The organism is Arthrobacter sp. UYCu511 (genome assembly GCF_040547105.1).
Classification (GTDB): Bacteria; Actinomycetota; Actinomycetes; order Actinomycetales; family Micrococcaceae; genus Specibacter; species Specibacter psychrochitiniphilus.
The window spans coordinates 96,575-120,917 of record NZ_JBEPPB010000007.1; the positions used below are offsets into that span (position 1 = coordinate 96,575).

Consider the following 24,343-nt stretch of genomic DNA (forward strand, 5'->3'; position numbering starts at 1 on the left):
AAATTGGATCTCACCATGACTTCTCCTTTGACCCCTCCCACCGAAGCCGAAACCGCTCTTGTCCTGAAGGCCCCTGACGCCCCCGCGATCGTCGTGGCTGACGAAGCACCCGGAATGGTTCCCGTTCCGATGGAACGTCAGAGTGAAATCAACCGTCAGGCCAAGGACTTCATCGCGGAGATCGCCACTTTTGATGCCCGCAGCCCCGAATTCACCACCAAGGTGGACGGTATTTCAAAGTTGGCCGGCAGCGAGATGACCAACTCTTCGGATGCCTCAAGCCGCATGCTGGAACGCTCATCAACTTTTGTTGCCGGGGCAAAGAAGAGCGGCAATAGTGCCCAGGCCCAGGTGGCTGGCACCTTGAATGACCTGCGCAGCACGGTGGAATCCTTGACGCCCAACAACGCCGATCTGGGTGTTGGCCGGAAAATTCTGGGGTTCATCCCCGGCGGCAACAAGATGGCCAAGTACTTCCAGAAGTACGAATCGGCGCAGACCCAGCTCGATGCCATCATTAAATCGCTCATGGCCGGCCAGGATGAACTCCTCAAGGACAACGCCTCCTTGGCAGGGGAAAAGGTCCAGCTGTGGGAAACCATGCAGAGCCTGAGTGAATACGCCGTCTTCGCCAAGGCGTTGGATGGTGCCTGTGTTGAAAAGATTGACGCCACCCGGGCCTCGGGCCAGATTGAGCAGGCTCAAAAGCTTGAGGCCGATGTACTCTTCCCCATCCGCCAGCGCCATCAGGACATCCTGACGCAGCTGGCAGTTTCGGTGCAGGGCTACCTGGCCATGGACCTGATCCGCAAGAACAACTTAGAACTCATCAAGGGTGTTGACAGGGCTCGTACCACCACCATTTCGGCGCTGCGCACGGCCGTGATTGTGGCTCAGGCCCTGGCGAACCAGAAAATGGTGCTGGATCAGATCGATGCCATCAACACCACCACGAACAACATGATCTTGAAGACTTCAGAGATGCTCAAGGATCAGACGGTGCGCATCCACCAGCAGGCTGCCAGCTCCGGTGTCAGCGTTGAGACGCTGCAGAAGGCCTTCGACAACGTCTTTGAGACCATGGACGCCATTGATACCTTCCGCGCATCGGCCGCCAAAAACATGGAAGGCACTGTGCACGCCCTCGAGGACGGTCTTGCCAAGGCAAAACCGTACTTGGAGCGTTCACGCCAGTCAGAACGCGAGTAGGCTGAAACGTACGACGACGAAGCAAGGGTAAAGCAATGATTGGCCGTTTTGTGGGGGGCAGGTTTGGCGGTGGCCAAGCGCCCCAAACACCTGCCTCACCTGCAGTTGACCCGGTGGCGGAGGAAATCGCCCAAATGGGCCTTTCCGTGGACAATTTGCGGGCATCCGTGCGCCGTTCCGGCAGCAGGCTTCCCCCTTTGATCACCTCGCAGCTGCGGCATTTGGGAGACCTGATGCGCGAGGCCGTGACTGATATTGGCATAAGAGGCTGCTCCACGGAGCAGCGCGTGCTGCTCAACGCCATGATTTGCAGCTACGTCCCCACCCCGCTACAGGCCTACTTGGCGCTGCCTCCTGCACACCATGACGAAGAGTCCCCCGCAACGTTCCTTTTTGCGGAGCAACTGGCCACTTTGCAACTGACTCTGGCGGACCTGCTGAATCAGATCCGCATTGGCGCCGTGGAGGAACTTTCCACTCATGGGCGTTTCTTGGCTGACAAGTTCTCGGCCCAGGACGCTGCGCTGCAGCTTCAACCACCCCCAACAGAGAGAGATCCATTGCGTTTGGAGGGCCAATCGTGGCATCACTAGTGGCGGGGGCCAATGCGGCCCTGACAGCTGAAAACCCGGGCCTGAATCAGGTTCTTGTGGCCATGGGTTGGGATACCATCCCGAGCCATGGCCCGCAGGCAGAGCTGGTCCCCTTCGCCATTATGTGCGATTCAGACGGCAAGGCTGTCTCCAATGAGCATCTGGTATTTTTCAACCAGCTTGTCAGCGCCGATGCTTCCGTGACGTTTGTGGGCGGCAACGATCAAGAACAGATCGATGTTGAGTTGAGCCTGATTCCGCAGGATATTTCCAAGATCATCTTTTTGGCCTACGTTGACCCGGAATTTCGCGGCCAAGGCACTTTTGCGGCAGTGCGCAACGCCCACATCCGTGTAGCCACGGCTGAGAACCGCGAGCTTGTCCGTTTTGATCTTGCCGTTAGTCAGCTGGATTCAGTAACTGCCATGATCTTCGGCGAACTCTACCGGCACCGCGACGACTGGAAATTCCGTGCCTTGGGCCAGGGTTACAGCAGCGGCCTGGCCGGGGTGGCCAAGGACTACGGGATCAGCCTGTAGGCCCGCCGACGTGAACATTCCTTCAACTCCACGCACAGATCTTCCGTACTTGCGTCGCCGGGTCAAGCCAGGCACCGCCAAACCGGCTCCCGCTCAGGCACCAATTCGGGCTGCGGCGGCCCCCGCACCAGCTTCCACTCCAAGCCCTTCGCTGAGCCTTCGTTCCCCGGCAGCAGCGGCCCCCGCACCAGTTTCGGCTCCAAGTCCGTCGCTGAGCCTGCGTCAACCAGCCACGGCACCGGCAGCCACACCGGCCACACCAACCGCCACCCAGGGCGGGGCGCCGCGGCCCTCCGGACTGGTGTTAGGAGGCGCGGCACCGGACTCGTCCACGAGTCCTAGGGCAAAGAAGTTGGCAGCTCAGAGGGAAAAGGCAAGGCGTGAGGACCATGAGGTGGCTCTGCTGTTCGAGGCACCTGGCATCCGGGATATTTTTGAATTGAACCTCGCGGACCGGGTCCTGAGGTTATCCGCGCTGGAGTCATCCGTTGGCACCCTGCTGGTGGGCGGCAGCACCGCCGTGGCCTGGGAGGACGTGCGCCATGTGACTGGTGGCCAGAGCGTTGACGGCCACAAGGCTGGCACCGCCGTGATGACCTCCGGAAACCGCGAGCTTGTGGGATATCATGGCCGCGATGCCCTGGTTTCCCTCCGTCACGTCCGTGAGCTGCGGCGCGCTATTTTCATCAATCGCAGTAGCTCCGCCATGGGAGTGCGGCTGTATTCCGGGGAGTCCGTGGCCCTGCCGCCAGCAGCTGACGGCACACAAATGGTGCTGCTGCTGCACAGGATCGGTAATGTCTTGGAACTGCGGGCAGAACCTATTCCGCACGACTGGTCTGATTTACAGATTTGGCAGGAGTTTGACTTCTCCATGACTCACCGCGCACCCACCACCGCCTACGGACGCTAGGGTATCCGCCCAAATAATGCCTACTTCACGCAGCACCTTGAAAGAGCACATGCGACACTTCCGCTCCCTGACAGCCTCCCAAGAAGCGAGACTTTTCCACCGGCTGCCGGTGGAATTGACGGCGGATAGCGCCCCCGAGCTGCAGGCCGTTGCCTTGGGTGGGACACTTTACACCCCCGCCAACCGGCCGGATCTGGTCAAAGATGTGCGCCGTCAACGTGACCTTGGCTGCGTGTCCATGGTGCTGTGCTTAGAAGACTCCATTGCTGACGCGGAGGTTGCCGCCGCCGAGAAAAATGTGATCGCTGCGCTCGGTGTGCTCGCCGCCTGCGACGAGCCCTTACCCCTGCTCTTTGTCAGGGTCAGAACACCTGAGCAACTTCTCTCGGTGGCCCGCCGGGCCGGGCCCAGCACGGGGGTCCTGACAGGTTTTGTCATCCCCAAGTTTGACAACGAATCAGGGGTGGCGGCCGCATTCCTGCACGCCCTGCACCTGATCCAATCCGAGCTCGGATTGGACGGCACCACGGAGGGTAAGCACCGCCTGCGGATTATGCCCATTTTGGAATCACCGGCCGTGATCCATGCCGAAAGCCGTGCCACGGCACTGACAAATGTTCATGCCTTGTTGTCCGCCCACCGGGAGGACATTCTCTCAGTCCGGATTGGCGCTACGGACATGTCCAGCGCCTTCGGCCTGCGCCGCTCACGCGATATGACCATATACGACGTCAAAGTGGTGGCTAGTGTCATTGGCGATATTGTGAACGTTCTGGGCCGGCCGGAGAGCGGCTTTGTTATCTCCGGCCCCGTCTGGGAGCACTTTGCCAACACGGAAAGGGTGCTACGCCCACAATTGCGGCTCACCCCGTTTGTGGGGCCGCAAGAAATTCAATTGCGCCAACGCATCATGACAGCCAACCTGGACACTCTCATCCGCGAGATAGAACTCGATTTAGCCAACGGGTTGCTGGGCAAAACCGTCATCCATCCCACCCATGTGGCTCTAGTGCACGCCATGAGCGTTGTCAGCCATGAGGAATATCTTGACGCTCTGGCCATTGCCGGCAACGTCAACGGCGGTGCCGCGGCGTCCCCTTATGGCAACAAAATGAATGAGATGAAACCACACCAACCGTGGGCGCACCGCACTCTTGTGCGCGCCGACGCTTTCGGTGTGGCGGCGGCTGACATCACTTTTGTGGACCTCCTCGAAGTGAGCATGGCGTGAATGGGCATGGAGTAAGGGATCACAGCGTGAGCGCGCCGTGGCGTGGAACCTTCGTTGCCACGGCACTGGATGTGTCCCTTCACACCGACCCCTCTAGCGCCGTGGACGTGGCCGATCTGGTGGGTCTGGCCCTGCGCCGCAACCCCAAGCGCGCTCATTTGCTGGTCTCTCAGGTTTTGGCCAAGCATGTCCCCACCGAACCGGGGCTGGTTATTGCTGCTGGTGAACTCTTGGGTGCTTTTGTCGCGGACCGGCTCGCGGCCATGGCGGACGACGCCGATCCTCACCCGCCATGCTCCAGCCCACCCCCTGCTCCGCTACTTCAGGCTGCTAAAGCTCTGAGCACGGTCCTGCAATCGCCCTCACCACAGCGGCGTGCGGCCATCGCCGCTCTCACCGAGCATGTGGCGCGGCTGCGTACCCAGGTGCCGGACGCCGTGGTGATTGGCTATGCCGAAACGGCCACCGGGCTGGGGCGGCTCGTGGCCAATGCCTTGGGCGCCTACTACATCCATTCCACCCGCCATGCAACGCCCGGGGTAGCCTCAGTGGCAGGCTTTGAGGAAGGGCATTCGCACGCCACCTCGCACACCATGGTCCCCACCGATCCGCACTGGCTCGACGGAAACGGGCCCGTGATTCTTGTTGATGACGAGTTCAGCACCGGTTCCACCGTCATCAACACAATCCGTGAACTGCACGCCCTGGTGCCGCACTCCACGTATGTTGTGGCTGCGCTGATTGACCTGCGCAGCGCAGTGGACCGGGCCCGTTTTACGGCCCTCGCGAAGGAGCTGGAGTGCCGAATTTCGGTGACGGCGTTGGGTACGGGCCGGATCGAGTTGGGGGAGGACATTTTGGCGCGTGCCAGCGCGTTAATTCAGACGCTGCCTCAAGAAGCCGCTAAAGGCACGGTACCGCTTCCCGGAGGCCGGCTCTCGACGCTTGAACTCACGGCCGCGGATGTCACCCCCGTGCGCAGCGACCGTTTTGGCACTACTGCCCCACCCGCCGCCGCCACCATTGCATCAATTGCGGCGCACGTAGCGGAGCACTTAGCGGCTCTGGACTGTCAGGGGCCCATTGTGGTGGTGGGCTGTGAGGAAAACATGTTCGTGCCGTTGGCGGTGGCGCAGGCGCTCGAGGTGCTGCGTCCGGCTGATAACGTGCGCTTTTCCACCACAACCCGCTCCCCCATTGTGCCCATCGATCGGGATGATTACGCCATTTCCGGGGCGTTGACATTCGCCAGTCATGATCTCACCCATGACGGTCCCGGCGTACGTTTTGCCTACAACCTGAACGGCTCAGGCCAGCGGCCAGGGACTGTGGTGGTGTTCCCGGAACCTGGCACCTCCCGCCGCGACGTGGTGCACAGTGCCGTTCCGGAGCTTGCCCCTTTGGGGATGGCGCAAGCAATGACGAAGGTAGCCGATGACGCAGTGATCATTCTGCTCCCGGCCCACTCTCCTGCACCACCCCGAACCGCACCCTAACCGTTAAAGCTAGCCAACTATCTAGCCATCCAGCCCAGCCCAGCCAACCCAGCCGTCCAGTCGATCAGAGGTCCATCATGAGCCAGCCTGCCCTGCCAACACCCCTGACCGGGCCTGCTTTTGGCTCCTATGCCTCCGATGAGGTCACCTGGCTCTTGAAGGACCTCAGCCACCTGGCATTGGAGGCCCCCACCGCGGATCGTGAACACGCCATCCAGTCCGGTGCCGCCAACTACGCCGAGTCGCTGCCAGTGGAATACTCTCCGAGCCCCGAGTATCAGAAGCTTTACACCGAGGCCGTGACCCGGGCCGGTGCACGGCTTGCCACGGCCGTGGGAGTGGTGACCGAGCTGGCTCTGGCCGCCCGCAACAACGCTCCGGTGCTGGTTTCCCTGGCCCGTGCGGGCACGCCCATAGGTATTTTGATGCGGCGTTGGGCCAAGGAGATCCACGGCTTGGAACTGGAGCACTTCACCATGAGCATTGTGCGCGGTGTTGGCTTGGACCAGACGGCGCTGCGCTATTTAGCAGCCAACTTTGACCCCGCAAGGATTCTCTTTGTAGATGGCTGGACCGGTAAAGGCGCTATTTCCCGTGAGCTGAGCGCAGCCTTGGATGACTTCGCCGCACGTTCCGGGATCCGTTTCCCCGACGATCTGGCCGTGTTGGCGGACCCCGGACACTGCGTATCCATGTTCGGCACCCGGGAGGACTACCTCATTCCGTCAGCCTGTTTGAATTCCACGGTTTCCGGGCTGGTTTCACGCACCGTGTACAACGTGGACCACATTGATCCGCATGATTTCCACGGTGCCAAGTTCTACTCCGAGTTGGCTCCCAATGATGTCTCCAACGGCTTCCTCGACGCCGTCTGCACCCACTTTGCACAGGTCCGTCCCGACGCGCTGCGTTTGGCAAAAGAACACCTAACCGCGGCACCTGCCCCCAGCTGGATTGGGTGGGCGGCAGTGGAACGGATCAGCACCGAATATGGCATTAACAACGTCAATCTGGTCAAGCCTGGCGTGGGCGAAACCACCCGGGTGCTGCTGCGGCGGGTGCCATGGAAGGTGCTGGTCAACCCGGAGGCGAGGGCCGACGTGGCCCATGTTTTGTTGCTGGCGCAACAGCGCGGCACCCCTGTGGAGGAAGTCCCGGGCCTGCCGTACAGCTGTGTGGGCCTGATCCATCCGCAGTTCGATAAGAGCGCTGTGGGCGCCGACGGCAAAGCGGTGCCCAACGCATGAGTTACTCCTCTGTTGTGGCGTGCGATCTGGACCGCACCCTCATTTATTCCAAAAACGCGCTCTGGCTCACTGGTGCCGATAAGGATGCCCCGGCCATGGTGGTTGCAGAGGTTTATGAGGGTGCCCCATTGTCCTTCATGACGCGAACAGCTCAGGAACTGCTGCTTTTGGTACAGCAGCTTGCCTGTTTTGTCCCCGCGACCACACGTACGCAGGCCCAGTACCAGCGGGTGCAACTGCCGGGCCCTGTCCCCGAATATGCCATCACCTCAAATGGTGGGGTGCTGTTGCATCACGGCACGCCGGACACGGCGTGGAACGCGCAGCTGATAGCCAGTTTGAGGGCGTGCTGCGCACCGTTAGAAGAGATTCAGGCGCACCTTTCCAAGCCGGAGTTTGCGCCGTGGATCCTGCGGCTGCGCCAGGCTGAGGACCTGTTTATCTACGCCATCATTGACCGGGAAGCCATGCCTGAGGCCTTCCTGAGCGAGCTTGTGGACCTTTGCGCCACGGCGGGTTGGCGCGTTTCGGTGCAGGGCCGGAAGTTGTATTGCGTCCCTGAGCCCATTAACAAACGCGCCGCCCTGGCAGAAGTAGTCTCGCGGACGGGCACTGGGAACGTCATTTCCGCCGGTGATTCGCTGCTGGATCAGGGCATGCTGGAGCTCGCCCACCTCGCCTTCCGCCCCCTTCACGGAGAATTGCACGACGCCGACTACCGGGCCTCGCATTTGCGGCTCACCTCGGTACGCGGTGTTCTTGCGGGTGAGGAAATTCTGCGCAGCATCCTGGCCGAAGTCACCGCTAACTGACGCGGTAAGCTCAAGGGATACCCCTTCACTTTTCAGGAGAACTGCGCCTTGACTGCTGTCCGCACCACCCGTTCCCTTCGGGCAACCGATTTCCTCATGGGAGCAGTGCTTGCCTCCGTTCTTGTAGTAACAACGGGGTGCGGCGGTGCACCTGTAGCCTCGTCTTCCTCGAGCATGGCAACGCAGTCTCCAGCTGGGAGCTTCTCTCCCACCGCCACGCCCAGTGCCACCCCGACTTCTGAGGATGAAACCCCGCTGGACGGTGACGTGGCGCCCGATGCTGGCGGGGCTGAGCTAGCCTCCAACAAACAGCCTCCCTTCGCTGCGAAGGCGTTGACGGTGCTTGCTACCCTGCCCATCAAGGGCCGTGCCCCAAAAACCGGCTACACCCGCGCCATGTTTGGGCAGGCTTGGGCGGATGTGGATAAAAATGGTTGCGACACCCGCAATGACATTCTGGACCGGGATCTGAGCGCCAAGACGTTTAAGCCAGGCACCCGTGACTGCATGGTCCTGACAGGAATTTTGGCTGACCCTTACACGGCCGTCACCATTGACTTTGTCCGTGGCACCACAACGAGCAGCGCTGTTCAAATTGATCATGTGGTGGCTCTCAATGACGCCTGGCAAAAGGGTGCACAGCAGTTGAGCAAGGACCAGCGCACAGCGTTGGCGAACGATCCCTTGAACCTCCTGGCCGTTGACGGTCCCAGTAACCAGCAGAAGGGGGCCGGCGACGCCGCCACCTGGCTGCCCCCGAACAAGGGCTACCGTTGTGAGTACGTGGCTCGGCAGATTTCCGTCAAGGCCACCTACAAGCTTTGGGTGACACAGGCCGAACATGATGCCATGGCGAAGGTGCTGGATAGTTGCGCCCAAATTGAAGTTCCCACCAACCAGACCGCTGCGCCGGCAGCACCCGTGATTCTGCCTGCACCGGTTCCGGTTGCTCCCGTGGCCCCGGTTGAGGCAGCTCCGGCCCCTGCACCTGCCCCGGCTCCTGCTCCGCTGGCGGAGGTCCCTGCCCCTGCTCCGGCGAATGTGTACTACCAGAACTGTACTGCCGTGCGGGCAGCCGGTGCCGCCCCGATCCGTGTTGGTGACCCGGGGTTCCAGTCCAAGTTTGACCGCGACGGCGACGGTGTAGGCTGCGAATAACGCCTCCGGACACCCTGTTAGCAGCGCTACCGCACCCGCATTTGGGTGCCACACCTGGTCAATCGGTACAGCCTCTGGCAACTGCCGCTCTCTTTTGGCTAAAATTAGTGTGTGAGCTCTCGCAGCGACCAGCCGCTGGTCCCAGCAGTGTGGCAGCGCCATGACTCGGAGATATTGCCGTTGTGGCGGGACCGGCTGTGCCTGGAAATGGGGCCCACAGTGGCAAGCCGTTATGCATCCGGGCTGTTCTTTGAGGATCGGCGCCGCCCTATTGCGCAATGGTTTAACCCTGCACTGAATGCGGCACTTTTAGTGGGCATTGAAACTTCAGCTGAGTGGCCAGTTCAGCGGTTCGGCTTGTTCTATGCGCCCGCCCAGGGAGGTGTTGTGCATGTCCGGACAACAGTTCATGAGTGGTACACCCGCAACCCCAACACACCGCCCACGGCGGATGACGCCTTCACGGCAGCCATTGAATCCGCCGAATCTTTCCTCCAGGTGGAGATGGACTTCTTCTAGGGCCGGTGAACCGTACGCTCAGCGTGGGCTCCGCAGCCGTTCAGGGAAAACTTTCCTGCGCTCTCTTGCGCTACGTCCCCAGCGCCATTTTGATGCCCAGGAAAAGCATCACGGCGGCAATCAAACCGTCAAGCACGCGCCACGCACCCGGTTTGGCAAAAATGGGCCGCAGGAATTTTGCCCCATACCCCAGAGCGCTGAACCAGATCACGCTGCCAACAATAGCTCCGGCACCGAACCACCACCGCAGTTCTCCTTGTTGGTTGGCCAAGGTTCCTAGCAACAGCACCGTATCCAAATAGACATGGGGGTTCAGCCAGGTCAACGTCAACGCTGTCACCAGGGCCGCTTTCCTGCCCAGCGCACCTTGCTGCCCCCCTGAAACCTGCACGCCCGTAACCAGTGCCCCGGGGTGCACTGCACGCTTGGCCGCCAGCGCAGCGTAGCCAATCAGGAAAGCTGCTCCGGCCAGCCGCACAGCCACCACCACGGCAGGCACTGCTGTAATCACGGCCCCGATGCCAACAATGCCAGCAGCTATCAGGACCACGTCGCTGAGCATGCAGACCAGCACCACCAGGCCCACATGCTCTCCGCGGATGCCCTGACGCAGCACAAAAGCATTCTGGGCGCCGATGGCAATAATGAGGGCTAGGCCAGCACCTAGGCCGGTGGTCATGGTCGCAAAAATATCTAATGGAGTCACAAGCATTGAAACTACTAGGCTAAAGATCAGCAGTACAGCTAATGTTTTTCATGTAAGTTAAGGAAATCTAATGTCAACCTTTCAGACCGAACAGTTGCGTACCTTCCTAGCGGTGCTGGACCATGGCACCTTTGAGGCCGCCGCCCAGCAGTTACACGTCACGCCGTCGGCCATCTCGCAGCGGATCAAGGCCATGGAAGGCTCAGCGGGACAGGTTCTACTCCAGCGCACCACCCCCATTCTCCCCACCCCTGCCGGGACCATAGTTCACCGACTGGCACGCCAACTGCGCCAATTGGAGGCAGACGCCGCCACCGAGCTCGGTCTAGCAGTGAGCGGACCCAACACGTTAACAGTCGTGGTCAATGCCGATTCACTGGCTACGTGGTTCTTGGATGCGCTGGAGCTCCTGCCGGGGTCCGGGCAGCCAGGTGTGGAGGTTATCCGCGAAGACGAGCAACATTCCGTGGACCTGCTGCGCTCCGGCATTGTCATGGCAGCCGTTACGGCCACGGAACAGCCGGTCCAGGGCTGCTCCTCAACGCCGCTAGGCGCCATGACCTACCGTGGCGTGGCCTCGGCCGCTTTCATGGCCAAATGGTTTCCTCAGGGATTCTCGGCTGAGGCGCTCAATGCTGCCCCGTCGTTGAACTACGACCGCTGCGATACCTTGCAAAGCAACTTCACGGCGGCCATCACCGGAAAACCACTGACCGGGCCCCGGCACTTCCTCCCGGACACCCTGCAACTGGCCGAGGCCGTTTCCCGCGGCGTGGGCTGGGGCCTCATGCCGGAGGCACACTGCCGCGCCGGGCTCGCGGCACAAACACTCGTAGAACTGGTTCCTGGGCATCGCACACATATCCCGCTCTACTGGCAGCGTTGGAAGATCCAATCAGCGGCCCTAGACCTCCTGAGCACGGCAGTCCGCCAGGCCGCGGCCGCAGCCCTAGCCTTACCTTGAGGACCTCCGACCTTAAGCACCTCCGTGCCCTAATTTCCGGCAGCGCCTACCAGCCCGGCAACGCCAAATCATCTCGGAAGCGCCGCCCCCATCGCTTCCACGAGCTTGCGCAAAATCGGCGCGGGAGTGGCAAAGTTCAGCCGTACAAAACCGGCACCGGCGTCACCGCACAGCCCTCCTTCGGTCAGCACCACGGCTGCATTCGCGGCGAAGAATTCGGTGGGGGTGCCCTCAAATCCGCCCAAGTTGAGGCCGTTGCAGTCAATGAACGCCAAATACGTCCCTGCCGGGCGCACCAAAGAGGCCCCGGGCAGGTGCTGACCCACCAGTTCCGCCAGCAGAGACCTGTTAGCGTCCAGGTACTCAAGCACATCCCTCAGCCACGGAGCACCTTCGCTGTACGCCACAGTATTCGCCACAACCCCCAGTGGCGTGGCGCTGTGTTCCTTGGCCGCCCCCTTTTGCGTCCACACAGCAGCGTCCGCAGCTTTGGAGAAAATAATTTGCGCCGTCTTCAAACCGGCCAAATTCCATGCCTTCGACGCCGAGGTGGCCGTCACGGTGTGGCTGGCCGCAGCGTCACTTAGCGATGCGTACGGAACGTGCCTTGCGTCGTCGTACACCAGGGGCGCATGGATCTCATCCGAGAACACCCGGGCCCCGCGCCGCTGCACAATCTCAGCGAGCCGCAGTAACTCGGTGCGCGTGTAAACCTTGCCAATGGGGTTGTGCGGATTGCACAAAATCAGCAAATCTCCCCCATGCAACGCATTCTCAATCGCGGCGAAGTCCAGCTCCCAAGCATCACCGGTAGCCAGCATCGGAACCTGGATGAGCTCGCGGCCGTACGTGGCGGGCAGCCAGATGAAGGGCATGTAGGCGGGTGTCAAAACCACAATGCGTCCGGTTCCAGGGGTGAACAAGCGCACGGTACTTTCCAATGCGGTGAGAACATCGGCAACGGGGCGGATGTTCTCAGCGCGAACGTGCCATCCGTGCCGGACCGCCATGAAATCAGCGCAGGCACGGCTCATGGCGGGAATCAACGCGTTGGGCAGGTAGCCCACCTGAGCATTCCTAATGGACTCTTGCAGCCGCAGCGCAATGGGCGCGGCCAGGCCAAAGTCCATTTCCGCCACCCATGCCGGCAGAGAATCAGGGTGCTCACTCCATTTAAGGCTACCCACCTTACGAAGTTGCTCCTCCGAAATCGCATCAAACGCTGCCGCTGCTGCAGATCTCTGGGGTTGCGCGGTTCTCATACTTAGGCGCTCCTCTGTCACACTGGTTTGGTCTGCCTTCACCTTATGACACAAGGATTCACCCATGAATACCACTTCCCACCAGCGCCGAAACCAAGGCGTACTGGTTGTAGGCCAGCTCCTGTCAGGGGTTGGCGTGGCCTCCGGCGTTGCCGTGGGTGGCATCCTCGCGGCCCAATTGACTGGCACCACAGCGGCATCCGGCTTTGTACAAACAGCCTCGGCTTTGGGCGCGGGACTAGTAGCCGTGCCATTAGCGAATCTGGCCGTCCGGGCCGGGCGTCGCTGGGCACTCAGCACAGGGTTCGCCCTTGGAGCAGTGGGAGCTGCGCTAGTATTGCTCGCCGCATCAATGGGCCAGTTTTGGCTCATGGCTGTTGGCATGTTGTTCTTCGGTTCGGCCACGGCATCCGGGCTGCAGGCCCGTTACGCCGCAGTGGATGGTGCTGCGCCGGAGAAGGCAGGCCGCGCCATGGCCATCGTCATTTGGGCCACTACCGTCGGTTCGGTAGCCGGGCCCAACTTGTCAGAACCTGGACGTCTTTTCGGCATCCGCCTGGGACTGGTGCCCTTGTCCGGGCCGTTCGTGTTCTCCTTGGTTGCCTTCGTGACGGCGGCTCTGGTGGTGGGAATCTTCTTCCTCACCCCACCTGCCTCGCAGCAGATAGCCCCAAAAGAACGCACTAAAACACATGGTGCGTGGCGTGCACTTCGGCTGGCCAGCCACAACCCGCGCGCACTTTTTGCCCTCATTGCGGTGACTGGCGGGCACGCCATCATGGTGGGCGTGATGGTCATGACTCCCGTTGCCATGAACGCGCACGGGCATTCGCTGGAAGTCATTGGGATCGTCATCAGCTTGCATATTTTGGGCATGTACGCGGCAAGTCCGGTGTTTGGCTGGCTAGTGGACAGGCGCGGCGCACTAAGCGTTGTCATGATCGGTTGCGGAATTTTCTTGGCCGCCATCGCTGTTGGTGCCGTCGTTTCCGAGCGCAGCGATCCGGTGCTGATGTCAGTGGCCCTGACCATGCTGGGTCTGGGCTGGTCGGCCACCCTGATTGGCGGTTCCTCACTCCTGAACCAATCCGCCCCGGATGAATTGCGCGTCCCGCTGCAGGGCGCCAATGACATGATGATGAACTTCGGTGCTGCCGGGATGGCAGCCCTGGCCGGTCCTGTCCTGGCCCTTGGCGGCTTCTTCTGGGTCAACATGATGGCGCTGGCGGTGCTCATCGTCATGGTCACCTTTGGGCTGCGCGCCTTGCGCAGCACACCGGAATCCGCTCCCGAGCAGAGACTCTCCGACCCGGTGAGCTAACCGGCAGGCAAGCATCTTGGCTTAGCGCGGTGGCGCACCCAGAATATGCCACAGCGCCGAATCTAGATCGCCATGACGGAACTCGTACCCCGAATCTTGGATCCTGTGAGCCGAAACCCGCTGGTTTGCCATGGCCAGTTCCGCTGCACCCTGCTTTCCCAACAAGAGCTGTGGGCCCAGAGCAGGGACCTTGACAACAGCGGGCCGGTGCAAGACTTTGCCCAGAATGCGCGCGAATTCGGCGGCCTGCACCGGGTGCGGGGCAACACCATTCACCGGACCGCTGACGTCCTGGGACAGGGCTGCGTGGGCAAAAATTCCCGCAATGTCATCAATACCTACCCAGCTTTGCCACTGTTTGCTCCCGAGCGGGCCACCTACTCCAGCCAAATACAACGGCAGTAGCCGCTGCAAGACCCCGCCACCTGCTGAGAGCACAATGCCCGTGCGAACATTGACCACCCGCACACCTGCATCAGCCGCAGGCGCGCACTCGGCCTCCCACCTTCGGCAAACACTGGCAAGAAAATCGGTCCCGTTTGGATCCGATTCCACCAACGGCGGTGGGCTGCTCATCCCTGCCGCACTCTTCGGATCCGCTCCGTAGTACCCCACCGCAGAACCGGACACCAAGGTGCGCCGGACGCCGTCGGCTGCCAGAGTGGCCAAGGATTTAGCCAGCAAACCGGTGCCAAGGACCCGGCTTTGCAAAATCGCTTCCTTGTTGCTTTCCGTGAACCTCCCACCGATCGGGTGCCCTGCAAGATGGATCACCACAGTGGCCCGGGCCAGACCGGCCGTATCGAGGTGCCCGGCCTCAGGGTTCCAGTAAATCTCGTCGCTGCTTCGTGGCGCACGGCGGACTAGTTTAAGTACCGTATGCCCACCACCTCCCAAAAGGGCGCAGAGCGCACGCCCAATAAGGCCCGACGCCCCGCTCACCGCAATCACGAGCGGCTCACCGTCATCGGCTCCAGCCGCTGAATGTGCCGCATGAAATGCGAGATCCCCGCGCAGCTGCCTCTCCCGGAACGCAAACATGCGCGCCAGTTCCGCCTCCATTCGCTGGTGTGTCCAGGCGCCTCGAACTGGCGACGGCAGTTCATAATGCATCTCGTCGAGCATCACGGTGGTGCCTGGATCGCCGTCGAAAAAGCTGTGTTTGTGCGAGCTCGATGCCAACGGCCCCTTCGCCATGACGTCGGTGAAGCTTTCGTTCGGCACCAGCTCGGTGTGCAGGGCATCCCAGCGGAGCTCCGGCCGCGCCCACCCCAGCCGCGCGGGCAGCATGCCGCGCACAGTCCCCGCTGCTGAGCCCAGCCACATACCCAACCCACCGGGGGCACCCACGCCCATGGCCGCCGTCGAGCCTGGATTAATGCCATCGCTGGGCTCGGCCAGAATTGTGCCAAAGAACGACGGCGTGAGCCGCACCAAGGCGCCGGGCCGGGTAAACCACCGGAACACCTCCTCGCGCGGGTGAGCAAGGTGCGTTTCATAACGGAACACGGGCATGATGTCCTCCAAGTTTGTTGACATTTCCCATCTTGCCCTACCCCTGTGACATTTTGGTCTGCTTCTTGATGCGCGGTGGCCACATTGTCGGTGCCGCTTGCTACATTCAAAGCATCGAAACCGTGTGGTTCGACGCTGCAGGAAGGCACTCCCATGTTTTTGCTTGACTCCCCCGAAGGCGAGACGAAGCTGATCTTTTCGGCGTCAGATCTGGTGACGGCCAGTGAGTGCCAGTACCGGACGCTGCGGATTCTGGATGAGAAGATTGGCCGTACCGCCAAGGCCGTGTTCGCGAAGGATGACATGCGCGAACGCGCAGCACAGCTTGGTGACGCCTTTGAAAAGAAGATCCTGCAGGAGTACTCGGCCGAATTTGGCGAATGGGATGCATCCGCAGGCAAGGGTGTGAAGTCCCTCGACCGCGGCGAGCTGAGCTGGACCGGGCTTGAGGCCAAGCGTGAGGAAACGTTGGAGGCGTTGCGGACCGGTGCCGACGTCGTTTTCCAGGCCACCTTCTTTGACGGTTCATTTGTGGGATTCGCCGATTTTCTGATGCGTCAGCCGGACGGCTCGTACGCCGTGCACGACACCAAACTAGCCAGGCATGCTCGGGTCAGTGCGCTGCTACAGCTGGCAGCGTACGGAGACCAACTGGAAAAATATGTCATCCCCGTGGCCCCCACCACCACGCTGGTGCTGGGCAACCGAAAGCATAGCGACCACGCCATGGCAGACTTGCTGCCGGTGTTCCGGGAGCACCGTGAGCGGTTCCTGACGCTCACGGCTGCCCACCGCACACAGCCGCTTCCTGTGACGTGGATGCAGGAAGGCATCAAGTACTGCGGGCGTTGCGACTACTGCGCCGAGCAGGTCGCGGCGCATCAAGACTTGCTGCTGGTGAACGGCATGACAGGCTCCCAGCGCCGCAAACTCATGGCGCAGGGTATTGCCACCATCCAGGATCTGGCGGCGTTGCCGGAAGCCGGGGTTGCCGGGCCGCTGGTCCGGCTCCGTGACCAGGCACGCATGCAGCTGGACCTGGAAGAAGTAAAGGGCTCAGCCACGGTTGGGAAGGGCGCTGACGCACACCAGATCAGCTACAAGGTGTTGGACAGCGTCAGCCAGCTGCCTAAACCCAGCGACGGCGACATCTTCTTTGACTTTGAGGGAGATCCGCTGTGGCAGGACCCCACCACCGAAAAGTGGGGCATTGAGTACCTGTTTGGCTCCATTGAAGCCGTGCCCGCCGGCGTTGCGGCCTCATCAGTGACCGATGCTGACCTTATATTCAAGCCCTTTTGGGCGCATTCCCGCCAGCAGGAAAAGGCGGCATTCATGTCATTTTTAGAATATGTCCAGGCGCGCCGAAAAACATGGCCGGAGATGCATGTGTACCACTACGCACCCTATGAGAAGTCGGCGTTGCGCAACCTTTCCGTGCTGCATGGCACGGGCGAGGACATTATTGACGAATGGCTGCGTTCGGGCCTGCTCGTGGACCTGCTGGACACTGTGCGCCAGTCGGTGCGGATCTCCGAATCGTCGTATTCAATTAAGAAGCTCGAACCGTTTTACATGGGCTCCAACGTCCGTTCAGGAGAGGTAAAGGATGCCGGCGCCTCGGTTGTGGCGTACGCCAACTACTGCAGGCAGCGCGATGCAGGACTGGGTGGAGATGCTGAAGAGGCCGCGAAAGCTACGGAAACCTTGGCCTCCATCACGGACTACAACAGATACGACTGCGTCTCCACGCTGCGCTTGCGTGACTGGCTCTTTGACATAAGCGCCGCCACAACAGTGGGCTCGTGGGCTGAAGGCAGCGGCAAGCTCAACGTCACGGGCACCGAGGAGCAGCAGAGCAGCTACGAACCTGCTCCGGAAGAACTCCGGCTCCACACCTACGTCGAAGCCGTGCAGGACATGAAGGACTATAAGCTCAGCGCGGATGAAAACGCCGTCGCCATGGTGTCCGCCGCAGCCAGCTACCACCGCCGTGAGGACAAGCAGTTCTGGTGGGGCCACTTTGACCGGCTGGAAAAGGGTCCCAACGCGTGGACCGAAGAGCGGAACATGCTGCGCATTGACACGGCAGAGATCGTGGCGGATTGGGCCAGGCCAGCCGACAAGCCACGTGCCCGCACAGAAGGTCGCACGCTAAGAATCACCGGAATCGCCACGGAAGGCTCAGACTTCCGTGCCGGTACAACCTGGTTTGGCATGCACGAGGCCCCGCTGCCGGAAGGCATGGAGGAAACGCCCAGTGACTCGGGCAAAGCGCCCGCCCCGCGTGGAGGGCTATTCAATGTCACCGTTCTGGAAGATGTTTCGGACCCGGCCACACCCGAGCTGACCACACTGCTGGTTGCGGAGAAGTCCACCACTAAGGTCCAGCCTTATGGCCAGCTACCCATGGCACTTGCCCCGAACAAGCCTGTCCCCACCGTCAGCATCCGGGCCGCACTGGCGGATTTGGCCACCACCGTGGGCAGCACCGTGCCCCAGCCGGGTGAGCAGCCGCATCTGCCCAACCACCCCGGTTTGGATATCCTGCGCAAGCTCAAACCAAGGCTGAAAGACGGCGGCGCGCTGCCGTCCGCGGTCATGCATGGGGACGGGCACAGTGTTCAGGAGCACGACTACATTGCCGCCATCACGGCTGCTGTGGAGAGGCTGGAGGATTCCTACCTGGCCGTCCAGGGCCCGCCCGGCACGGGCAAGACTCATGTGGGCTCGCACGTCATTGCCAACCTCATGAAGCAAGGCTGGAAAATCGGCGTGGTGGGGCAGTCGCACGCCGTGGTGGAAAACATGCTGCGTGCAGCCATTGAGAAGGCAAAAGTGGATCCGGAACGCGTGGGAAAGAAGCTCAACGGCACGTACGAGGTGCCGTGGAAAGTCACGAGCGACTTGCAGTTCACCAAGCTGTTGGACAGCGAGGGTGGCGCGTTGATTGGCGGCACTGCATGGACCATGACAGGGGCGAATGTTCCCGCAGGTTCGCTGGACCTGCTCGTGGTTGACGAGGCCGGGCAGTACTCACTGGCCAACACCTTGGCCGTATCCCGTGCGGCAAAACGGCTTCTGCTGCTCGGGGATCCGCAGCAACTGCCACAGGTCACGCAGGGTTCACACCCAGCACCTGTGGACGAATCAGCACTGGGCTGGATCTCCGCCGGGGAAGCCACCCTATCAGCGCAGAAGGGCTATTTCCTGGCCGATTCGTGGCGCATGCAGCAGGACCTTTGTGCTGCGGTGTCCCGGTTGAGCTACTCAGGAAAGCTGAAATCTGCGCTGGCAGCCACCCAGCGCCACTTGGAGGGCAAGGATCCCGGTGTGGAAACCATCTACGTCAGACAGGACCCTGCAAGCGGCAAGGACAACAAACAGTCATCACCAGAGGAAGCCACGGAGGTCGTGGACCAGGCCAGGGAGCACCTAGGCCTGATGTGGACACCCGGCAAGGATCAGACACCCCGGCCGCTGGCACAGGACGACATCCTCGTGGTGGCTGCCTACAACGCCCACGTCCACCTGGTGCGCGGCGCCCTCGATGACGCTGGGCTGCAGGATGTCAGGGTGGGCACGGTGGACAAGTTTCAAGGCCAGGAAGCACCTGTGGTGCTGGTGACCATGGCCTGCGCGGACCCGTCAGGCGCCCCGCGTGGCATGGAGTTCCTGCTGAACCGCAACCGCATCAACGTTGCTGTTTCGCGCGGCCAGTGGCGGGCCGTTATTATTCGCTCCCCCGAACTGAGCAACTTCATGCCCAGCCGGCCCGAAGGCATGGCGGAATTGGGAGCCTTCATTGGGCTGTGCCATGCCGGCGATAACCCCGGACGCGGCCCTATTGCAGGCAACCACGGCACCGCCGTGGCATGATCACAGCATGAACCAGGTAACGTCAACCCGCGCCCGGCACCGGCAGCTCCGTGTTCTGGGCATGGTGGTGTGCGGGATAGCGGCTACAGCGCTGACAGGTGTCCTCGGCGCCTGGATTTACGCGCCAGCCGTGGGCTGGGCCGTGGCCGCTCTCATTTACAACGCCACGGTTTGGCTGACCATAGCCCCCATGGACGCAACTAAAACGGCAACCCATGCGCAGGAGGAGGATCCTGGACTGCGCACCACCGATCTGCTGATTCTGTTGGCAGCGCTGGGTTCCTTGGCCGCCGTCGTCCTGGTCATGGTGGGCAGCAAAGACATTCAAGGCACGGGAAGGTTCCTGCTGGCACTGCTGGCACTGAGCGCAACCGCCATGTCCTGGCTCATGGTGCACACGCTGTTCACCTTGCGCTACGCCCAGATTTATTACAGCGGGGAGCCCGGCGGCATTGGCTTCAACCAAGAGGAACCGCCGCAGTACACCGACATTGCCTACATGGCGTTCAGCGTAGGCATGACCTACCAGGTCTCGGACACCAACATCACAACGCGCCCCATGCGCGGGGCAGTGCTCCGTCATTCTCTGCTGGCCTTTGTCTTTGGTACCGGCATTCTAGCCACCACCATCAACCTAGTGGTTAGCCTCGCCGCGTAACCTCCGCGCGCTCCCATGACGGTAGCCGCGAGCTACACCGCCGCGGCGAAGAACGTCTGCGTGATTTGCGCCAGATGGTGCGGATCATCCACGCCGCACAGTTCCCGCGCAGAGTGCATGGAAAGCAGCGGTGTGCCCACATCAAGGGTCCTAATGCCGAGCCGGGTGGCTGTCAATGGCCCAATGGTGGAGCCGCAGGGAACATTGTTATTGGAGACAAACTCCTGGTACGGGGCCCCGGCTTTCGCACACAATCGGGCCCACACCGCTGCCCCCACACCGTCAGTGGCATAGCGCTGATTCGCATTGATCTTCAGCAGCGGGCCGCCGTTGAGCACCGGCAGGTTGACGGGATCGTGGCGCTCACCATAATTGGGGTGGACAGCATGCCCGGCATCGGCAGAGACACAGAACGAGCTGGCGAAGGCTCGGCGGCGTTCGCTCTCGCTGGCACCCAATCCGTCAGAGACACGGGTCAGGACATCTTCTAGAATGGGCCCGCAGGCGCCGGAGCGTGAACCCGATCCAATTTCTTCATGATCAAAGGCGGCCAAGACGGGAATCACACCGGCGGCGGGTGCTGCTGCAGCAGCCATCAGCGCCACAAGTCCCGCATGCACGCTGGTCAGGTTGTCCATCCGCCCGGCCGCAAAGAATTCATTGTTGGCACCGAAGATCTGGCCGGGCTGGGTATCTGCCACAACAATGTCATAGCCACCTATGCTTGCGCCGTCCACACCGGCACGGTCCGCGAGCAGTCCCAAAAGGTCGCTTTCCACTCCCTCACTCTGGCCCCATACCGGGTTCATGTGGAACTGTTTATCCAGCTTGAGCCCGTCATTGCTGCCACGGTCAAGATGGATCGCCAACTGCGGAAAGCGCAGCAATGCTCCGGTGGCCACTAGGGTCTCGGTGCCGTCCAGGTCCACGAGTCGGCCAGCAAATTGCAGTTCCCGGTCCAGCCACGAGTTGAGCAACGGGCCACCATAAACCTCTACGCCTGCCTGCAACCAGCCAAACCTGCTCATGGTCGGCTTGGGTTTGAGCTTGAACGAGGGTGAGTCAGTATGGGCGCCCAGAATGTTGAATGGCGTGGTGGCAGTTGCCCCCTCCGGCACTATCCACGCCATGATGGCACCATCACGGATCATGAAGAACTTGCCGGTCACGGGCCAGGCATCAGTTTCAGCCAGTTGGCTGAAACCTGCCCCGGCCAGACGCTTCCCAGCCTCCCTCGCTGCATGAAAGCTCGACGGCGCCGCTTCGATGAAGTCGCGTAGGTCCAGAATGTGCTCAACAGAAGTCATACTTCGATTCAACCACGAAGGGGAGGAAACGGCGGGGCCACGCTCTCTTGCCGCCAGCCGTCCACCCACTACTAATCGTCAGCCTAGTAGTCAGGGTTGCTAGGAGTGACCAGGCCCGTCTCGTAGGCGTAAACCACCACTTGAACACGGTCACGCACGTGCAGCTTCGTCAAGATCCGGCGCACATGGGTTTTGACTGTTGCCTCGGAGAGAAACAGGGCATGGGCAATCTCCGCATTGGAGAGCCCTTGAGCAATGTGTTGGGCCACCTCGAGTTCCCGTGGCGTGAGTTCTTCGAGCAGCGGGTCCGGCTGCAGTGCGGGCCGTGGCGGGCTGTTGCGGACAAAGTTCTCCAGGAGTCGTTGCGTCACCCGTGGCGCCACCACGGCATCGCCGCTTGCTACCAGCCGCACAGCTTGGATCAGCTCAGCAGGTACAACATCCTTGAGCAGGAATGCACTAGCCCCGGCCTGCAGGCCGGCAAACGCGTACTCATCCAGGTCAAAAGTGGTCAAGATGATGACCCGTGCGCCAGAGGATGAAGCGCTGATCTTGGCTGTCGCGTCAATGCCATCCATCAGCGGCATCCGCACATCCATCAGCACAACATCAGGATCCAGCGACTCCACAGCGGCCAGGGCTTGAACCCCGTCGGAGGCTTCACCCACAACAACCAGATCATCCTCGCCCTCCAGGATCAGCCGGAATCCCATCCGCAGCAGCGGCTGGTCATCCACCAGCAGAACCTTGATCAAGCCCTCATCCATAACATTCCTTTATTTACTCCGGTCCATCCGCAGGGTACAGGATAGCGTGTACACGCCACCCACCCTGAGTACCAGGTCCGGCGTCGAGCGTGCCGGAAAATATTCGTGCCCGTTCCCGCATGCCTTCAATGCCCTGCCCCGTCCCGAGGGAACCCTTGAGCGTGCCGCGGCCGTCATCGGCGATCTGCACCCTAAACTCGCCTGTGGCCACATCGTTGAGCAGGCTCACCTGAACCCGGGAAACGGCCGCCCCATAGCGGAGCACATTGGTCAATGATTCCTGCACAATCCGGTACACCGTCAACGCCAAAGCGGGATCCGGTGATGTGGGTGGTCCCGAATTGGAAACAGTGATGGGCAGCCCGGCCTGCCGGAACCCCTCAATCAGGGCGCCCATGTCCGTATGGACCGGCTGCGGAGAGCGCTGCACTCCACCATCTGCACGCAGCACGCCCAGTACCCGGCGCATGTCCGCAAGCGCGGTACGCCCGGTTTGTGAAAGCTGGCCCAGAACTTCGCCAGCCTTGGCTGGATCACGCTTAACCACCACGGCGGCACCATCGGCAAGTGCCACCATGACGGTCAGCGAGTGGGCCACCACATCATGCATTTCTCGGGCAATCCGGTTGCGTTCGGCCACGGAAGCCAGCTGCGCATTCCGCACCGCCCACTGACGCATTTCGGCTTCATGGCGCCGGTTGCTACGTACAGAGGACCCAATTCCTGCGGCAATAATATTGGCCAGCAGCATAATGATGGCGGAAATAATGTTGGTCTGGGCCGCAGTGGGACCGTCCGCCACTAAATATTCAGACGGGAGCTGGAAAAAAAAGAGCGTGTAGAAGCCAAGTGGTAGCGTCGCCAGCACTGCCATTGAGAAGCTCAGCAAGGGGCGGTAGGTGACCGCCACGGAGTAGAGGGCAAACCAAATGCTGATGCCAACATTGCTTGTATTTGGCATCTGGGCAATATTGAGAAGTTCAAAAATCGTCAGAATACCAAGGACTGCCAAGGGCTTGTCCCGGCGGAATAAGAGCACAGTGGCTGAGGCAGCCACAATCACCACGTGGGAGCTCACGTTCATGTCAGGTTGCAGGTCCACAAAGGTGCCCAGGCCAAGCAACAAATACACCAAAACCACCACCACATCCATGATGCGGGGGTGGTTGGAAAAGTAGTTGCGGATTCTGCCTCGACGGCGGTCCGAGAATTCTGCGGCCCGCCGTTCAAAGGATGGTAGTTCGGCGGCGGAAGCGGCCGTTCGTTCCGCCTCCGCCGCCTGGTCTTGTGTGCGCATGGGAATGAGCTTAAGTTCCCGGCAGATGCGCCGGACTCCAGCAGCTCCTAAATGTCACGAATCTTGAGGGAGATGATGGCAGGGACCATCAGCACAGTGATCCAGGCCAGGAAGATCAGCCCACCGGACAATGGGGAGATGTAGGCTGCCGTCTCACCAATTTCGAGCATCCGGCCACCTGCCACGCTGGGCAGGTACTGCGGCACGTACTTCCAGAACTCACCTGGAACCAGGGTAAGCAACGGTGCCGCGATTTGCACCAGAAAGAACAGCGCAACAAGGACAATAATGCCGCCAGCGGAGCTACGAAGCAACGTACCAAGGGACAGGCCGGCCAGTGAAACACCCGCAACATACACACCGGCCATGAGCATGCTGTACAGCACCCCGTCCATACTCAGCGACAGCTCAATGCCGTAGGCCCCCATGACGGGGACGGAGATCAGGAACGTGACAAACGCTGCCGCTAGGGTCAGCACGTAGGAGACCACCACCAGCACAATCGCCTTGGCGAAGAAGGCCGGCAAACGCTTAGGCACGGCCGTCATGGTGGAGCGGATCATGCCGGTACCGAACTCGGAGGAGATCAGCAAAACGGATAAAGCACCCAGAATCAGGATGCCCAGCTGCAGGCCCGCAATGGGAGTGTTATAAAGAAGAATCCCTTGTCCCTTGGCCAGCTCTATGGCTTGGTCAAGCGTGATCTTGCTTGCACTAGGATCAACACCGGATCCCCGACCTGACGACCCAAAAGACATGATGTTTTCAATGATGACTCCTCGCAGCCAGGCGGCCATGGTGCCAACACCCACCACTGCCAGGAAAGCGAAAGCGAGCAGCAACCGCGTGGAGCGCAGAGACCGGAACTTGATCCATTCGCTGCGCAGCACACCGCCAAAGGACACCGAGCCGCCTGTGTGCCTAGGCGCGGAAGTCGAAATCGTACTCAT

General features: G+C 61.1%; 21 protein-coding genes. 14 read left to right on the forward strand and 7 right to left on the reverse strand.

Annotated elements, in window-relative coordinates:
• The first annotated feature begins 15 nt into the window (after positions 1-15).
• From ABIB48_RS11310 to ABIB48_RS11355, 10 genes are all read left to right on the forward strand, one after another.
• The gene (locus ABIB48_RS11310) at positions 16-1,209 is read left to right on the forward strand and encodes a toxic anion resistance protein (RefSeq protein ID WP_354213023.1); all 1,194 of its coding nucleotides are present in this window, start codon (positions 16-18) and stop codon (positions 1,207-1,209) included.
• A gap of 35 nt (positions 1,210-1,244) precedes the next feature.
• A complete protein-coding gene (locus tag ABIB48_RS11315; RefSeq protein WP_110105752.1) occupies positions 1,245-1,802 on the forward strand; it encodes a hypothetical protein in 558 nt (185 codons plus the stop codon).
• A complete protein-coding gene (locus ABIB48_RS11320; protein WP_170120930.1) occupies positions 1,790-2,341 on the forward strand; it encodes a TerD family protein in 552 nt (183 codons plus the stop codon). The genes ABIB48_RS11315 and ABIB48_RS11320 overlap by 13 nt, the downstream gene beginning before the upstream one ends.
• A gap of 10 nt (positions 2,342-2,351) precedes the next feature.
• Complete coding sequence (locus ABIB48_RS11325; protein ID WP_354213024.1) at positions 2,352-3,254, forward strand: hypothetical protein; 903 nt, start codon at positions 2,352-2,354, stop codon at positions 3,252-3,254.
• A 49-nt stretch (positions 3,255-3,303) separates the two neighbouring features.
• Positions 3,304-4,485 (forward strand): HpcH/HpaI aldolase/citrate lyase family protein, encoded by a 1,182-nt coding sequence (locus ABIB48_RS11330; protein ID WP_110105748.1) that lies wholly within the window; start codon positions 3,304-3,306, stop codon positions 4,483-4,485.
• A gap of 26 nt (positions 4,486-4,511) precedes the next feature.
• Positions 4,512-5,981, forward strand: coding sequence for a phosphoribosyltransferase domain-containing protein (locus ABIB48_RS11335; protein WP_315914563.1), 1,470 nt, complete (start codon positions 4,512-4,514; stop codon positions 5,979-5,981).
• Between the two features lie 77 nt (positions 5,982-6,058).
• A complete protein-coding gene (locus tag ABIB48_RS11340) occupies positions 6,059-7,228 on the forward strand; it encodes a cysteine protease StiP family protein (RefSeq protein WP_315914564.1) in 1,170 nt (389 codons plus the stop codon).
• Positions 7,225-8,040, forward strand: coding sequence for an HAD family hydrolase (locus tag ABIB48_RS11345; protein ID WP_315914565.1), 816 nt, complete (start codon positions 7,225-7,227; stop codon positions 8,038-8,040). Before ABIB48_RS11340 ends, ABIB48_RS11345 begins: the two co-directional genes overlap by 4 nt.
• A 174-nt stretch (positions 8,041-8,214) precedes the next feature.
• Positions 8,215-9,198: a GmrSD restriction endonuclease domain-containing protein gene (locus ABIB48_RS11350; RefSeq protein WP_354213025.1), complete on the forward strand. Its 984-nt coding sequence runs from the start codon at positions 8,215-8,217 to the stop codon at positions 9,196-9,198.
• A 111-nt stretch (positions 9,199-9,309) separates the two neighbouring features.
• Complete coding sequence (locus ABIB48_RS11355; RefSeq protein ID WP_315914567.1) at positions 9,310-9,717, forward strand: hypothetical protein; 408 nt, start codon at positions 9,310-9,312, stop codon at positions 9,715-9,717.
• A gap of 70 nt (positions 9,718-9,787) precedes the next feature.
• Here the strand turns inward: ABIB48_RS11355 and ABIB48_RS11360 are convergent, their stop codons facing one another.
• On the reverse strand, positions 9,788-10,396 hold the full coding sequence (locus ABIB48_RS11360) for a LysE/ArgO family amino acid transporter (RefSeq protein WP_354213026.1): 609 nt from the start codon (positions 10,394-10,396) through the stop codon (positions 9,788-9,790).
• 97 nt (positions 10,397-10,493) lie between these two features.
• On the opposite strand from ABIB48_RS11360, the gene ABIB48_RS11365 reads away from it, so the two are divergent.
• Complete coding sequence (locus ABIB48_RS11365) at positions 10,494-11,387, forward strand: LysR family transcriptional regulator ArgP (RefSeq protein ID WP_315914570.1); 894 nt, start codon at positions 10,494-10,496, stop codon at positions 11,385-11,387.
• Positions 11,388-11,455: 68 nt separating this feature from the next.
• Here the strand turns inward: ABIB48_RS11365 and ABIB48_RS11370 are convergent, their stop codons facing one another.
• Positions 11,456-12,649, reverse strand: a complete 1,194-nt coding sequence (locus ABIB48_RS11370; RefSeq protein WP_354213027.1) for a MalY/PatB family protein — start codon at positions 12,647-12,649, stop codon at positions 11,456-11,458.
• Positions 12,650-12,713: 64 nt separating this feature from the next.
• Between ABIB48_RS11370 and ABIB48_RS11375 the strand changes: the two genes are divergently transcribed.
• Positions 12,714-13,970, forward strand: a complete 1,257-nt coding sequence (locus ABIB48_RS11375) for an MFS transporter (RefSeq protein ID WP_354213028.1) — start codon at positions 12,714-12,716, stop codon at positions 13,968-13,970.
• A gap of 21 nt (positions 13,971-13,991) precedes the next feature.
• On the opposite strand, the gene ABIB48_RS11380 is transcribed toward ABIB48_RS11375, so the two are convergent.
• The gene (locus ABIB48_RS11380; protein ID WP_354213029.1) at positions 13,992-15,509 is read right to left on the reverse strand and encodes a TIGR01777 family oxidoreductase; all 1,518 of its coding nucleotides are present in this window, start codon (positions 15,507-15,509) and stop codon (positions 13,992-13,994) included.
• 129 nt (positions 15,510-15,638) lie between these two features.
• On the opposite strand from ABIB48_RS11380, the gene ABIB48_RS11385 reads away from it, so the two are divergent.
• Both ABIB48_RS11385 and ABIB48_RS11390 read left to right on the forward strand, forming a co-directional pair.
• On the forward strand, positions 15,639-19,364 hold the full coding sequence (locus ABIB48_RS11385; RefSeq protein ID WP_354213030.1) for a TM0106 family RecB-like putative nuclease: 3,726 nt from the start codon (positions 15,639-15,641) through the stop codon (positions 19,362-19,364).
• A 7-nt stretch (positions 19,365-19,371) separates the two neighbouring features.
• Positions 19,372-20,022: a DUF1345 domain-containing protein gene (locus ABIB48_RS11390; protein ID WP_315914577.1), complete on the forward strand. Its 651-nt coding sequence runs from the start codon at positions 19,372-19,374 to the stop codon at positions 20,020-20,022.
• 32 nt (positions 20,023-20,054) lie between these two features.
• Here the strand turns inward: ABIB48_RS11390 and ABIB48_RS11395 are convergent, their stop codons facing one another.
• The 4 genes from ABIB48_RS11395 to ABIB48_RS11410 form a co-directional block, all read right to left on the reverse strand.
• Complete coding sequence (locus ABIB48_RS11395) at positions 20,055-21,329, reverse strand: M18 family aminopeptidase (protein ID WP_315914578.1); 1,275 nt, start codon at positions 21,327-21,329, stop codon at positions 20,055-20,057.
• Positions 21,330-21,412: 83 nt separating this feature from the next.
• A complete protein-coding gene (locus tag ABIB48_RS11400) occupies positions 21,413-22,096 on the reverse strand; it encodes a response regulator (RefSeq protein WP_354213031.1) in 684 nt (227 codons plus the stop codon).
• A 13-nt stretch (positions 22,097-22,109) separates the two neighbouring features.
• On the reverse strand, positions 22,110-23,393 hold the full coding sequence (locus ABIB48_RS11405; protein ID WP_245932111.1) for a sensor histidine kinase: 1,284 nt from the start codon (positions 23,391-23,393) through the stop codon (positions 22,110-22,112).
• A 47-nt stretch (positions 23,394-23,440) separates the two neighbouring features.
• Positions 23,441-24,343, reverse strand: coding sequence for an ABC transporter permease (locus ABIB48_RS11410; RefSeq protein ID WP_354213032.1), 903 nt, complete (start codon positions 24,341-24,343; stop codon positions 23,441-23,443).